Genomic DNA, 13611 nt, shown 5'->3' on the forward strand with positions numbered 1-13611 from the left:
TATTAATGACGCATCGCCACTACTTCCGGTTCCCCGGATCGCGGAGAAAATCCAAACGCTCTTGCAGGCGTTGTCGACCCCGAGCGCAGCGGCTCTTGATCGTCCCCTCCGGAACCCCCAGCATCGCCGCCGCTTCCGACACGCTATACCCCTCCAGGTCGATCGCGACGAGCGCGGTGCGCTGATCGGGCGGCAGCGAGAACAGCGCGCGGTCGACCACGATCGACATCTCGACCTCGGAGAACTCGTCCCGCTCGTCGCGCGGTTCGGGCAGCGTATCGGGCGACAGCGAGACCGCCCGTCGAGTCTTGTTGCGGCGGATCCGATCCAGGCAGGCGTTCACCACGATGGCGTGCAGCCAGCTGCGCACCTCGGCCTCGGCGCGGAACGATCCCGCGGTGCGGTGCGCGGAGAGCAGCGCGTCCTGCAACGAGTCCGCGGCGTCCTCGCGGGTGTACGACGTGCGCAAGGCCGTCTGCCAGAGGTGATCGTTGTGCCTGCGTAGTAGTTCGGCGAAGGCGTGCCGCTCGCCGCGCGCGTGGGCGCTGAGCAGTTCCCGGTCGGACAGCTCGCCGGGCACGAACGAGCGCTCACGGGCCGCGACCCGCGAACTTCCCCCGCGGGAGTCCTCGTTCAATTCCGACGACAAAACCAACCCCTTGGACGGCGCTCAACTCACGACAGCCCAAAAGGACCATCGCCGTAGATATTTCGCAGCATCCGGGATCGAAAAAACCAGGTCCCGGGAAGCTCCCCTGCTGAGAGCGCGAGCCGATCATATCGGGACTGCCGAAGCGGCAGCAACAAGACCGCTCGGGATCGGGATGACCAGGGAGCGGGACGGATTCGGTGCGGACGATCAGGGCGCGGCGTCGAACCGCAGATCGGCGATCGTCGTCTGGAACTGGTTTCCCGAGTTGCCGAGACCGGTGATCCAGACGAGCACGTAGCGCGCGGACTGGTCTGCGTTCACGGGGATTTCGGTGACACCGTCGGCCAGCTGGGCGGCGCCGATCAACTGGGTCTGGTCCAACGTCGGCGAATTCGTCGGCGAGGTACGGATTTCCACGGACGTACCCGGGCTCGGCGAGGTGATCGACACGTTCGTCAGCTTCGCCGGGCTCGGCAACGTGGCCAGCAGGCCGACCCCCTTCTTGAGGGCCGGGAACTGCTGGAAGTACTGATCGGAGCGCCAGACGGTGGCCGGGTCGTCGTCCAGCACCGCGCCGACACCGCTGACGTTGTCCGGCGTGCCCTCCGGAGAGAACACGGTCGCGTTGGTCACCGGCACGGGAACGCCGCCCGCCGGGTTGCTCGGGATCGCTCCTGGCGGAGTCGTCGGCGAGACGGAACTGTTGGTGGTCAGGCCGATGTTGCGCGATTCGTCGATCGGTGCGTCCGACGCGCCTGGCGCGAAAACGCTGACCATCCACCAGATCACGATGCCGACCACGAGCGCGGCAAGGATGCCGAGCCCGACCATGATCCACATCATGCGCTGCGACCGCTCGCGTTCGGCGGCGAGCAATTCGGGATCGGCGAGCGAATCGTCGGCGTTGACCGGCTGCGCCCGCTGTCCGAGCCGGAGCACGGGGATGAAATCGGTCTTCTGATCGACGACCGAGGCCTGTTCCAGCACGTGCTGGACGGTCGCCGCGGTCCGCACGCCCTTGTTCGACTCCAGCGAGCGCACCGCGACCGCGGAGATCTCGAAGGGCACCTCGGGCCGAATCTGTCTCGGCTCCACCGGTGTTCCGTCCGGACCGAAGTCCGCGAGGCGCAGTCCGCCGACGGTGGCCGCGGTGCCGGTCAGGCCGCCGGAGCGGATCGGCCAGCGCGCGGTGATGAGCGCGTAGAGCATGGCGCCGAGGCCGCGCACGTCGGACTGGGCGTCGGAATCGCCGAGCGTCCCGGGGAAAGCCAGCACCGCGTCACCGGAGGCGCTGATGCGCACGCGGTCGGGGTGGTCGATGGACAGCGAACCGCCGCCGCGGTGGGCCAATTCGGCCGCGGAGGCGAGCGCACGGATCGCGCGGGCCGCGCCGATCGGGGAGGGCACCGTCTCGGCCATCTCGCGCAGCGAGCGACCGGGCGTCCACTCGGCGACCACGATGCCGCCCGAGCTGCCGCGCACCACGTCGAGGACGCGGGCCAGACCGGGCGAATTGATGCGGCCGAGCCGCAGGGTGCGCGAGAGGATGGCCTGCGGACCGTCGTGGCCGGAGTTGTCGGTGGCCTTCTGATCGGCGTCGACGAAGGTGAGCGCGACCTCGCGGTCGAGTTTGATGTCGAGGGCCTGCCAGAACTTGAGTCCACGCGCGCCGCCGTGGCTGGCGAGCAGCCGGTAGCGACCGCCCGCGACCGACGCGCCCGGAATCAGCTTGGGGCCGCGCGGAGTTCGGCGCGCACCCGTCGCTTCCGGCCCGGCTGGCGGCAGCTGCGGAATGGGGATCATCCCGGTGTCGTACATCGGGTCGCGCGGCGGCGCCTGGTGCTGGGTCTCGCGCGGAACGTGCTGGCCGTCGCCGGAAGGCGGGCTGTCGGGTCCCGCGTGCGGATGCTGGGGGTCCGACGGGCTCTCCGCGGCGGGCGGGTTGTCGGTGGACAGGCTGCCTGCCTTGGTCGCAGAAGGATCGGCGGCTGGGACGCCGCCCACCGCCGCGTCGTCGCTCACCCTCATTCCTCCTTCGCCCTGATATGTCGAAGTTCCGGCGACATCGCCACCTGTGCTTCTCTGCCGAACAGGGTACGGGAACTCACCCCGCCCGGTGCGGTCAACAGCATCCGGTCTGATCACGGGCAAGACCATCGTGGCCTGCGAATCCAGGTAGGGGTCGAAGCCCGAGTACATGTACGGATCGGGCCTGCGGAACACCTGCGTGGCGTACTCGTCCTCGACCGGTCCGTCGAGGTCCAGATCCGGTGCGGGCGGCGTGATGCCGAGGCGCCGGGAGATGGCCACTGTGATGGCGACGATCTCCGGAATGCCCGCGAGTCGCATGAGTCCGAACGCCGTCGCGAACATGACGATCGCCGTGATCGTCACACGGATCAGCGAGCCGGGACCGCCCATGGACTCCGACAGCCGCTCGAGGCCGAGCACCTTGTCCACGATCAGCATCACCGCGCCGCCCGCGATCGACGCGAGCACGACCCGGGTGACGGTGCGGCCGACGTTGGCCATCCGCAGATCGCCGAGGCTGCGGTGCAGCAGGTAGCCGCCGATGATCGCGCCCGCGGTGAAGCCGAGGCCGGTCGCGACGCCGAGCACGATGACGACCTGATCGCTGTTGTCGGCGATGAACGGCGCGAGCGCCGAGAAGGCGATCTTGACGGCCGTGATGCCGAGGATGATCCAGGTCGGCGTCCACGCCTGCTCCCGCGCGTAGAACACCCGGAGGTGGATCAGCACGAGGGCGTACGGGATCAGCGCGAAGGCCGACCAGCTCACGGCGTAGCCGAGCCGTTCGGCGTCTCCGGTGAAGCGCGCGTACCCGAACAGCGCCTCGCCCAGCTGCGGCCCGGCGAGCGTCAGGAAGGTGACGACGGGGACGAGGGCGATCATCGTCAGACGGGTCGCGACGGAGAGGTCGTCGACGACGGCCGGGGTGTCGCCCTCGGCCGCGTTGCGGCTCAGTCGCGGCATGATCGCCGTGAGCACGGTGACGCCGAGGACGCCGTAGGGCAGCTGGAGCAGCAACCAGGCCAGCGAGTAGATGGCCGGGCCCGCTTCGTCCGCCGTCGAGGCGACGTGGTTGGCGAAGACCAGGCCGACCTGGCTGATCAGCACGTACAGGATGATGGCCGCGCCCATCATGCCGAACTGCTTGAGCCGCGTGTCGACACCCCAGAGCGGACGCAGGTCGATCCCCTCGCGGCGGATCGCGGGCAGCAGCGTGGCCGCCTGGGTGAACACGCCGAGCGTGACGCCGACACCGAGGACGAGCAGCTTCGGGTCGCTCATCGACACCGGGTCGAGGGTGATCTCGCCGGGCGTCACGGCGTAGAGGCCGAGCACGACGAGCACGACGATGTTGTTCAGCACGGGCGCCCACGCGCCGGGTTTGAACACCTGGCGCGTGTTCAATATCGCGGTGAACAGCGCCGACATGCCGTAGAAGAGGATCGCGGGCAACAGCAAGAAGGTCAGCGCCGTGGTCAGCTGGGTGTTGACCTTGCCGTCGGCGGACACGAAGACGTGCGTCGCCAGCAGCGGCGCCGCGGCCGTCGCCAGCAGTGTGGCGCCCATCAGCACCACGAACGCGGCCGTGACCAGGCGCCGGACGAAGGCCGCCCCGCCGTCGGGGTCCTCCTTCTCCGCGCGCACCAGCGTCGGCACCACCATCGCGGTCAGCACCGCGCCGAGCACCAGCTCGGTGATCATGTTCGGGATCAGGCTGGCCGAGGTGAACGCACTGGCGATCGCTGGGCCGAGCACCGCGGCGAGCAGCAGCTGCTTGCCGAAACCGGTGATGCGGCTGATCAGCGTCGCGATCGCGATCGAACCGGAGTCCCTGAGCAGCCGGGAGCTCGCGCTCTCCTTGGTCTCGGCCGGCTCCGGCTCGGCCTCGGTGACGGCCCACTCCTGGGTGCGCGGCCGATTGGCGGGCGGCGGCGTGTCGTGTACCGCGGCCGCGGGTCGGCCGCGCAGCGGCGCCGGGTTCGGCTGCTGCGGCGCGTACTTGGGCGGCGGGGCGAACCGCTGCGGCGGCGCGGGCGTGCGTGGAATCGGCTCGCCCTGCCCGTGCGGCATTCTGGGCGGCGCCTGCCTGCCCTCCGGCGGCACGGGCGGGCGCTGTGCAGGCGACGGCGGGGCCGGTGGCACCGGCGGTAGGGGGCGTCCCTGCGGTGCGGGACGCGGCCCGCCCTGACCGGGCTGCGGCGGATACTGGCGCTGACCCGGATGCGGCGCGGCGCCGGGCCGCTGCGGCGGCACGGGCGGACGGCCGACCGGTGGGCGCTGGGCGGGCATGGGGCCGGACTGTCCGGGAGCCGGTCCGCGCTGGGCGGGCATCGGGCCCGACGGCGGCGCCATCCGACCGCCCTGCGGCGGTCCGGACGGGCGGCTGACCCGAGGCACCCTCGGATACTCGCCGTAAGGGTCCCGGTGCGTCATGCCGGGATCCTCCTGCGGCTCGCTCGGCGGCCGGATCCCCCGTTCCCAAGGTGCGGCGGGAGCCCGGCGGGCGGGCGGCCCGTCAGGTCGTTCATCAGGTCGAGGCCGATGAGCGGATAAATCATCGTCGCTCATCATGCCTCCTGTGTCGTACCGGACCTGCGCATCCGGCATGCCCGATCGGCGTTTCGCCCATCGAGCCTCCCCCGTCGTGCTGGTATCCGCCCGCGCTCCGAAGCGGTCGCGGACGTCCACCGATTGTCCCGCACGGTGAGGGCATCGGATCGATCATCCCTCATCGTGTCCCTGTCCCTGTTCACGCAGCACTCGCTTGCGCGCACGTCGGTACCTGTTGACCCGACGCCGGATGCCGGGGTCGAAACCCTCGTCGGCGGGGTCGGGCTCGCCACGGAAGCGCCGCCACAGCCGACGCCCGGCCAACAGGAACAGCAGCAGTCCGGCACATGCCGTAATTATGGCCAAGGCTTGGCCGTAGGCGTTCGAACGCACCGAGACCGAGGTGGCGTTGCCGAGCCCGACGCCGTCGGGCGTGGTGAGCGAGATCGGAATCACCAGGTTCCGGCTGTCGCTGACCTCGGTCGGAATCTGGAACGACCGGGTGCCCTTCGGCGGCAGCTGCTGTTCGCCGATGTCGGTGATGTTCGTCTCGGCGGGCGCCTCGATGCGGAACCTGATACGGATCGCGACCGGCAGATCGTTGCGCGCGACCAGCAGCAACGGACTCTGCTCGGAGGCGAGCGTGTACACACCGCCCGGCGGAAGCACCGTCACCGACCGATACAGGTTGTTCATCGTGCGCGTGGTCTGGTCCAGCCGTCGCTGCGCGAAGGTGTCCGGCTGGGTGGCGTTGCCGGTGCGGCGATCGGAGAGCGAGAGCACCCGGATCAGATCGTCGCGCAACGGGGTGAGGAACTGGCGCGGCGTCGGCTCGATCTCCGGCACGTCGACGAGGGCCCGCATCAGCTCGGTGATCCGGTGGCCCTGGTCGCGCGTCGGCAGGACGAACCGCGCGGGCACCGCGTCCTCGGCGGCCTGCGGCAGATAGTCGAGTTCGTAGGGCTGCGGGTCCGGCGGCAGGGCGAGCAGGTCCGCGAACGGGCGCGGTGTCGCGAGATTGCTCTCGACCAGCAGGTCGAGCTGCTTCAGCAGCGCGGCGGCCTCGTCCCGGTTGGCGCCCCACTGCTGCGGCGGGACGAGCAGCAGCGAACGCGGTTTGCCCGGTTCGGGGTGCAGCGCGCTCCACGAGATCGCGCCCAACGCGTCTTGCAGGCGGGCGGCGCGCGAGTCGTTGGTCACTTCGTAGCGCACCCGATCCGGAGTGAACGAAGGCGTCGGCGGATTCGAGCCGACCGCGGCGAGCGCCGTTGCCGACCAGATGTCGAAGGTCGCCGCGTGCAGCGCGGGATCGGGCCGCGCGGCGGGCGGCGCGGGAGGATCGGCGGGCGCGGGGGGCGGTGGCGCCTGCTCGGGCGTCGGCGCGGTGACGCCCGGCAATCGGACCATCGCCGGCGCCGCCGACTCCGGGGCATCCGTCGTCGTGATCGAGGATCCGCGACCGCTGGTGAAATCCGCCGAATCGGCCTGGCCGACCGGCACCGCGGCCGTGTCGGCGAGCACGGCGGTGCTGAAACCGCGGCTGCGCAACAACATTCCGCCGCCGGCGTCGATGCTGCCGGAATCGGGCAGGCTGACGCCGCGCAGCGAGCGGGTGGCCAGGACCGAATCGATGATCTCCGCGGGCGCGTCCAACGCGCGAGCGGACAGTTCGGGATCGTTCACCGCCGCCAGCGCGTCCACGTCCACTTGCGCGAACGGCAACGCCACCGTGCACACCGACGAGGCGAGCGCGCGCAACCGGTCCAGCCAGGCCTGTGCGTGTTCGGCGCCGGTGCCATCCCTGGTCGCGCCGTCCGGATCCGACGGGCTGGCGAGCACGCGATAACCCCTGGTCATCGCCTGCACGGTGAGCAGCAGATCCGGGTCGACGGCGACGCACACGGCCGAGGACAGCCCGCGATCGCGGTTCGGCCCGGTGCCGAGCGCCGACTCCAGCGCGCCGAGCAGCTGTTCCAGCCGACCGCCCTTGCCGAGCGACGCCGCGAGTTCGTCGTCGGTCAGCTCGACGTTCCCGTTCACCGAACCCGGCACACCGGCCACCAGCCGGGGCCGGTCGGCCAACGGCCACAGCAACGTGGTCGCCACCGGCGCGTCGGTCGGCGCGGGCACCGGCTCGGCCGCGTCCGGCCCGCCGGGCGGCAGCCCGAGCACCGGCAGCAGGAACCTGGCGTCGTCCAGCCGCGCCTGGCTGCCGTAGGCGGGCTCGCCGTTGACGTTCAGCAGCAGCGGATACACGCCGGGCTCGTCGATCTGCAACGACGCGTCGCCGCCGGAGCGCAACGGGATGCTCAACGTGAACTGCTTGCGCTGGCCGGGACTGAGCCGCTCGACCACATCCTCGAACGGACCGGTCAGCTCGTAGTTGACCTGATCCAGCCGCAACGCCGAGCGCAGCTCGCTCGGCGCCGACACCGCGGGGGCCCGCTGAATGCGGACGCTGATGTCGTCGACGACGCGGTCGCCGATGTTGGTCACCGTGCCGGAGACGGTGAGCAGCGGATCACTGGTGGTGGTCACGGCCGAGGGCGTCACCGAATCCAGCGACAGCTTCAAGAATTTGGGCGTTGTGGAATTGTTCGACCCGCTCGGCTGCGCGCCCGCGGGCGCCGCGAGCAGCACCGGCACGGCCGTCACCGAACCGAGCAGGGTCAGGACCGCCACGATGATCCGGAACAGACCCACCCGTCGCCCGGCCACCACCCCCCACGGAATCGCTGCGCGATGCCGAAAAGTCTGGGTCATCGCTTGCCGGTCTCCATCCGGTCGATCAACCGGTTCGCGACCTCGGCCAAGCGGCGCTCGTCGGCATAGGCCAAACGAGAATCCAGCTCGCTCAACGGAACCCACGCGACCTGGGTGACCTCCACGTCGGCGTCGGACAACTCACCGCCGACGGAACGCAAAAGATAATGATGCACGGTCTTGTGTACCCGGCGGCCCTCGGTGACGAACCAGTAATCGATACTGCCCAACTCGGCCACCACCACGCCGTGGATGCCGGTCTCCTCGGCCACCTCACGGATCGCGGTCTGCTCCGCCGTCTCGCCTTCCTCGATATGACCCTTCGGCAACGACCACAGCAACCGCCCGCGACGATCGGTGCGACCGATCAAGGCGGCGCTGCGTTTATCGCTCGGTCCGTCCAGACCGTCCACGACCAATCCCCCCGCGGAAGTCTCCCGTACCGTGCGCATGCGCGGTTTAGCCGCGTTGGCCGCCGAACCGCGGCGCCGAGGCTGGCGGCGTCGACTGTTCGCGCGATCGGCCGGAGACACCAAGCAATCCTACTGTGTTGGATTTGCCGCGCTGGCGCGCGGCGTGTTCGCGGCCCTTATGTCTCGCTTCCGAGCGGTCGAGACTCGCGACTGCGTCGCATGCGCTTCCACCGCTCGGAAGCGAGACGGCCGCGAACGGTCGCTCGTCGGGCTCGCTCCGTGGTGGGTGGGGATGCGCGAATGCTCTTTTTATCAGGGGAATCGTCCGGAGCGAGATCATCATTGCCTGTCAGGTGGGATGAACGCCATCGACTGTTCGACGCTTCCCTCCGGCTGTGCCCGAATTCCGCTTTTCCGGCCTCGGTAAGCTGCTTCTTCGTGGTTTCGTCCAAGTCCGAGGATGCGCAAGTGACCGATCCAGCCCCGTTGCCTTCCGAGGATCGGCGTACCCGGTTGCTGGCCGCGGCGGCGGTCACCCTCGGCGGACTCGCCGATGTGCTGACGCCGTTGGGGGAACTGTTCGCGGCGCGCGGGCACGAGCTGTATCTGGTCGGCGGCAGCGTGCGCGACGCGGTGCTCGGGCGGCTCGGCACCGATCTGGACTTCACCACCAGCGCGCGACCCGAGCAGGTACAGGAGCTGATGCGCGGGTGGGCCGATCACCTGTGGGACACCGGCGGCCTGGCGTTCGGCACGGTCAGCGCGGCCAAGGACGATCAGCAGCTGGAGATCACCACTTTCCGCAGCGACTCCTACGACCGGGTCTCGCGCAATCCCGAGGTCACCTTCGGCGACACCCTGGCGGGCGACCTGGTGCGCCGCGATTTCACCGTCAACGCGATGGCCGTGAAGATCGCCGCGGACGGTGCGCTGGAGTTCGTCGATCCGCTCGGCGGCATGGACGCGCTGCTGGCCGGCGTGCTGGATACCCCTGCGGCGCCGGAGGATTCGTTCAACGACGATCCGCTGCGCATGCTGCGGGCCGCCCGCTTCGTCTCCCAGCTCGGTTTCGAACTCGCCCCGCGGGTGCGCACGGCCATCGAGGCGATGGCGGGTGAGATCGATCGCATCACCGCCGAGCGGGTGCGCACCGAACTGGACAAGCTGATCGGCGGCGCGCATCCGATCGACGGCATCAACGTGATGTGCGAGACCGGTCTGGCCCAGCGGGTGCTGCCCGAGGTGCCCGCCATGAAGCTGGAGATCGACGAGCACCACCAGCACAAGGACGTCTACTGGCACTCGCTGACCGTGCTCCAGCAGGCCATCGATCTGGAGGACGGCGACCCGGATCTGGTGCTGCGCTGGGCCGCGCTGCTGCACGACATCGGCAAGCCGGACACCAAGCGCAACGAGCCTGGCGGCGGTGTCAGCTTCCACCACCACGAGGTGGTCGGCGCAAAGATGGTGCGCAAGCGAATGCGCGCGCTGAAGTACCCGAAGCAGTTCACCGAAGACGTGGCCCGGCTGGTCTTCCTGCACCTGCGTTTCCACGGTTACGGCAAGGGGCAGTGGACCGATTCCGCGGTGCGCCGCTACGTCACCGATGCCGCCGAGCTGCTGCCCAGGCTGCACAAGCTGGTGCGCGCGGACTGCACCACCCGCAACAAGCGCCGCGCCGCCGCGCTGCGCGCCACCTACGACGACCTCGAAACCCGCATCGAGCGGCTCCAGCAGGAGGAGGACCTGGCCAAGGTCCGCCCGGACCTGGACGGCAACGCGATTATGGAGTTGCTCGGCCTGCGGCCGGGTCCCGAGGTCGGCAAGGCGTGGCGCTATCTCAAGGAGCTGCGCCTCGACCGCGGCCCGATGACGCGCGACGAGGCCGAGGCGGCGCTGTTGGAATGGTGGAAGACGCAGAGCTGACCGGGTTTTCCGCGCTCAGAAGACGATGAGCGTGGTGCCCGCGACGATGGCGTCGCGGATCTGCGCGAGATCGAACGAGCCGGTCGTCTCGGGCAGGTCGACGCGGAACCGGACCAGGTCACCGTCCCGGGCGGCCCGCGCGATGCGCGCGTGCCGCGGCAGGTTCTCCAGCAGGATCGCGGGCGCGGTGATCATCCGCCGCGGTATCCGGAGACCGAGCCAGTTGGCCCGGTGGATCTCGATGGTCAGCAAATTGTTCTCGACCGCGGCGTCGACCAGCGCGGTCAGCTTGCGTCTTCGGTGCTCGGCCCGGATCAGCCCGTTCTCGTGCACGCTCAGCCGCCAGTCCAGCGGCTGGGTGTTCAGCCAGCCGACCAGGGCCGCCGTGGTGACGGTGCCCTCCAGGTCCAGCTGGGCGGCCCGCAACTTGGTGGGAACGCCGGGGATCAGCCGCACGCCGTGCGCGATCACCGTGACGGCCTCGATCGGATGCTCGTCCCAGCTCAGCCGCGACAACACCGTCTTGGTCTGGAAGTGCGCCCCGCGCCTGCGCACCTTCAGCACCTGCAGGGTCGCGTTCACCTCGTGGCCGAGCAGTGTGGCGTGCACCTCTTGACCGCCGAACCGGCTCAGAATGCCTTCGCTCAGCACCGTCATCAGAACGTCCGGCATCAGCGCCGTGACCGTGCCCGAGCCGAGGTCGACCACGGGATCCACCCACGAGGTGGTCGTCGCGATCCACTGCTCCAGCCAGGACTGATCGAACAGGCGCTTGCCGAAGTCGACGGCCCGCAGCGGTGACCATGACTTCGGATCGAAATACGTGGCCATGATTGCTCCGAGGGTACTTGCCGGCGAGCGGTAGGACCATCCGCGCAGGCGGGCGCGCGCGGCGCCGGTCTGCCGATTCTTTGTCTCGTGCGGCGCGCGAGGACGACAATGTCACCGGCACGCAGGTTCGACGGCGGGAGGACACCGATGGCGCTGGATCTGAACAGCGATCTCGGCGAGGGCTTCGGCCCGTGGACGATGGGCGACGACGCGGCGATGCTCGACATCGTGACCAGCGCCAACATTGCCTGTGGCTTCCACGCGGGCGATCCGTCGATCATGCGGGCCACCTGTGCGACGGCGGTGCGCAAGGGGGTGCGGATCGGCGCGCACGTCGGGTACCGGGACCTGGCCGGTTTCGGCAGGCGCGCGATCGCGGTCGCGCCCGCCGAGCTGCGCGACGAGGTGCTGTACCAGATCGGGGCACTCGACGCCTTCGCCAAGTCCGCGGGCGACCGGGTCCGCTATGTGAAGCCGCACGGTGCGCTGTATCACGCCGCGGCGGCGGATCGGGAGCTGGCCGAGGCGCTGCTCACCGCGATGACCGAGTACGACGCGGAGCTAGCGCTGCTCGGCCCGTCGGGGACCGAGCTCGAGGCGGCGGCTACCGAGGCGAAGGTCCGGTTCGTCGGCGAGGGCTTCGCCGACCGCGCGTACACCCCGACCGGCTTGCTCGCGCCGCGCGGCCTGCCCGGCGCGGTGCTGCACGCCGATGAGGCTGTCGCCCAGGCCATTTCGATCGCGGCGACGGGCAAAGCGCGGACCGTCGATGGCGGCGAGGTCGCGGTGTCCGCCGCCAGTCTGTGTGTGCACGGTGACACTCCGGCCGCGGTGGAGATGGCGCGGCGGATTCGCGCCGCGCTCGCGGAATCGGGTGTGCCGGTCGCGTCGTTCGGGTAATCGGAGCGTCATATGAGGGAACCGAAATCGCCCTGGCAGCGATACATTCGCGCCGCAGGAGACCGGGCGCTGCTCGTCACGCCCGACGAACCCGCTCGGGCCGCCGGGTTGGCCGACGCCCTGCGTGTCAGCGCGCCGAAGGGTGTGGAGGACGTGTTGCCCGCCGCGGAAACCGTTCTGGTGACGCTGAATTCGCCCGACGACGCCGAATCGGTGCGCCGCGAGATCTGCGCGCTACTGGAAAGCTTCCAGCACGAGGTCGATTCGGGCGATGTTTCCCGTGGAACATTGCCGCACAACGGCTCTCCCGAACCACTGGTCGTCCCGGTGCGCTATGACGGCGCGGATCTCGCCGATGTCGCCGAGCTGCTCGACATGACCGAGGACGAGGTGATCGCCGCGCACACCGGCACGGTATGGCGTTGCGCGTTCGTCGGATTCGCACCGGGTTTCGGTTATCTGGAGTCCCCCGACGGAAGGCTCACCGTGCCGCGCAGGGATACCGCCCGTACGTCCATACCGGCAGGCGCGGTCGCCCTCGCGGGCGGCTTCTCGGCGGTGTATCCGCGCAGTACGCCCGGCGGATGGCAGTTGATCGGCCGCACCGATCTGACGATGTGGGACGTCGACCGCGATCCGCCCGCGCTGATCAGGGCGGGTGGGCTGGTTCGTTTCGAGGTGGCCCGATGATGCTCGTCGAGTGGGTCGGTCCGCTGGCCACCATCCAGGACCTCGGTCGCCCCGGCTGGTTCGATTCCGGCGTCGGGGTCTCGGGCGCGGCCGACCGCGCGTCGTTGCGGCTGGCCAATCGCCTGGTCGGCAACCCGGAGGACGCCGCGGTGATCGAGGTACTGCTCGGCGGGCTGATGCTGCGCGCGGAGCGGCACCACACCGTCGCGGTCGCGGGCGCGCCCGCCCAGGCGGTGCTGGACGGTATCCCGGTCGGCCACGCCAGCGTGCTGGAAATGGAAGAGGGACAGACCCTTCGGCTCGGATTCGCGGCGAACGGGCTGCGCAGCTACGTCGCGGTGCGCGGCGGCATCGACGTCGCGCCGGTGCTCGGCTCGCGCAGCCGCGACACACTGTCCGGCATCGGACCGGAACCGCTGCGCGCGGGTGATCGGCTGCCGATCGGGCCCGTTCCGCGTCAGCTGCCGCTCGTCGACGTCGCGCCGGTCGACGGGCCACCCGATGGCGTCCTCACGGTGCGCGCGCTGCTCGGCCCGCGCGACGACTGGTTCGAGGACGCCACAGCGCTTTTCGCGGCCGAGTGGGCCGTCTCCCCCGACACCGACCGCGTCGGCGCCCGCATCGACCGCGTCGGCGGACCGGCGCTGCGACGGCGGATCACCGGCGAATTGCGCACCGAGGGCATGGCGCTCGGCTCGATTCAAGTGCCGCCGAGCGGCCAGCCGGTGATCTTTCTGGCCGACCATCCCATCACCGGCGGCTATCCGGTGATCGCGGTGGTACTCGACGCCGACGTCGACGCGGTGGCGCAGGCCAGACCCGGTCAGCGCCTGCGATTCCGTCGAGCGGGCTGAA

9 protein-coding genes are annotated in these 13611 nt (G+C 70.1%); 4 read left to right on the forward strand and 5 right to left on the reverse strand.

The features are described from left to right. Positions 1-19: 19 nt before the first annotated feature. The 4 genes from sigM to FB390_RS06000 all read right to left on the reverse strand — a co-directional run bounded on the left by sigM (position 20) and on the right by FB390_RS06000 (position 8529). Complete coding sequence (gene sigM / locus FB390_RS05985; RefSeq protein ID WP_425465896.1) at positions 20-568, reverse strand: RNA polymerase sigma factor SigM; 549 nt, start codon at positions 566-568, stop codon at positions 20-22. A gap of 291 nt (positions 569-859) precedes the next feature. After that, positions 860-5116, reverse strand: a complete 4257-nt coding sequence (locus tag FB390_RS05990) for a lipid II flippase MurJ (protein WP_246123876.1) — start codon at positions 5114-5116, stop codon at positions 860-862. Between the two features lie 288 nt (positions 5117-5404). Further along, the gene (locus FB390_RS05995) at positions 5405-7996 is read right to left on the reverse strand and encodes a DUF6049 family protein (protein ID WP_221639216.1); all 2592 of its coding nucleotides are present in this window, start codon (positions 7994-7996) and stop codon (positions 5405-5407) included. Further along, on the reverse strand, positions 7993-8529 hold the full coding sequence (locus tag FB390_RS06000) for an NUDIX hydrolase (RefSeq protein ID WP_067834794.1): 537 nt from the start codon (positions 8527-8529) through the stop codon (positions 7993-7995). Before FB390_RS06000 ends, FB390_RS05995 begins: the two co-directional genes overlap by 4 nt. A gap of 348 nt (positions 8530-8877) precedes the next feature. Between FB390_RS06000 and FB390_RS06005 the strand changes: the two genes are divergently transcribed. Next, positions 8878-10335 (forward strand): CCA tRNA nucleotidyltransferase, encoded by a 1458-nt coding sequence (locus FB390_RS06005; RefSeq protein ID WP_141808052.1) that lies wholly within the window; start codon positions 8878-8880, stop codon positions 10333-10335. 15 nt (positions 10336-10350) lie between these two features. On the opposite strand, the gene FB390_RS06010 is transcribed toward FB390_RS06005, so the two are convergent. Further along, on the reverse strand, positions 10351-11166 hold the full coding sequence (locus tag FB390_RS06010) for a hypothetical protein (protein WP_141808053.1): 816 nt from the start codon (positions 11164-11166) through the stop codon (positions 10351-10353). 147 nt (positions 11167-11313) lie between these two features. Here FB390_RS06010 and FB390_RS06015 point away from each other — a divergent pair, with 147 nt between their 5' ends. The 3 genes from FB390_RS06015 to FB390_RS06025 are packed head-to-tail and all read left to right on the forward strand — an operon-like array spanning position 11314 to position 13610. Further along, complete coding sequence (locus tag FB390_RS06015; protein WP_141808054.1) at positions 11314-12066, forward strand: LamB/YcsF family protein; 753 nt, start codon at positions 11314-11316, stop codon at positions 12064-12066. Positions 12067-12078: 12 nt separating this feature from the next. Beyond that, positions 12079-12756 (forward strand): 5-oxoprolinase subunit B family protein, encoded by a 678-nt coding sequence (locus tag FB390_RS06020; RefSeq protein WP_141808055.1) that lies wholly within the window; start codon positions 12079-12081, stop codon positions 12754-12756. Then, positions 12753-13610, forward strand: a complete 858-nt coding sequence (locus FB390_RS06025; protein WP_141808056.1) for a 5-oxoprolinase subunit C family protein — start codon at positions 12753-12755, stop codon at positions 13608-13610. Before FB390_RS06020 ends, FB390_RS06025 begins: the two co-directional genes overlap by 4 nt. The last annotated feature ends 1 nt before the right edge of the window (position 13611 follow it).

The organism is Nocardia bhagyanarayanae (genome assembly GCF_006716565.1).
GTDB lineage: Bacteria > Actinomycetota > Actinomycetes > Mycobacteriales > Mycobacteriaceae > Nocardia > Nocardia bhagyanarayanae.

What these genes read in the sequence shown, in the direction of transcription:
- FB390_RS06025 (WP_141808056.1), top strand. Translation starts at nt 12,753, where the DNA reads ATGATGCTCGTCGAGTGGGTCGGTCCGCTGGCCACCATCCAGGACCTC.
- FB390_RS06010 (WP_141808053.1), bottom strand. Translation starts at nt 11,166, where the DNA reads ATGGCCACGTATTTCGATCCGAAGTCATGGTCACCGCTGCGGGCCGTC.
- FB390_RS05995 (WP_221639216.1), bottom strand. Translation starts at nt 7,996, where the DNA reads ATGACCCAGACTTTTCGGCATCGCGCAGCGATTCCGTGGGGGGTGGTG.
- FB390_RS05990 (WP_246123876.1), bottom strand. Translation starts at nt 5,116, where the DNA reads ATGACGCACCGGGACCCTTACGGCGAGTATCCGAGGGTGCCTCGGGTC.
- FB390_RS06015 (WP_141808054.1), top strand. Translation starts at nt 11,314, where the DNA reads ATGGCGCTGGATCTGAACAGCGATCTCGGCGAGGGCTTCGGCCCGTGG.
- FB390_RS06020 (WP_141808055.1), top strand. Translation starts at nt 12,079, where the DNA reads ATGAGGGAACCGAAATCGCCCTGGCAGCGATACATTCGCGCCGCAGGA.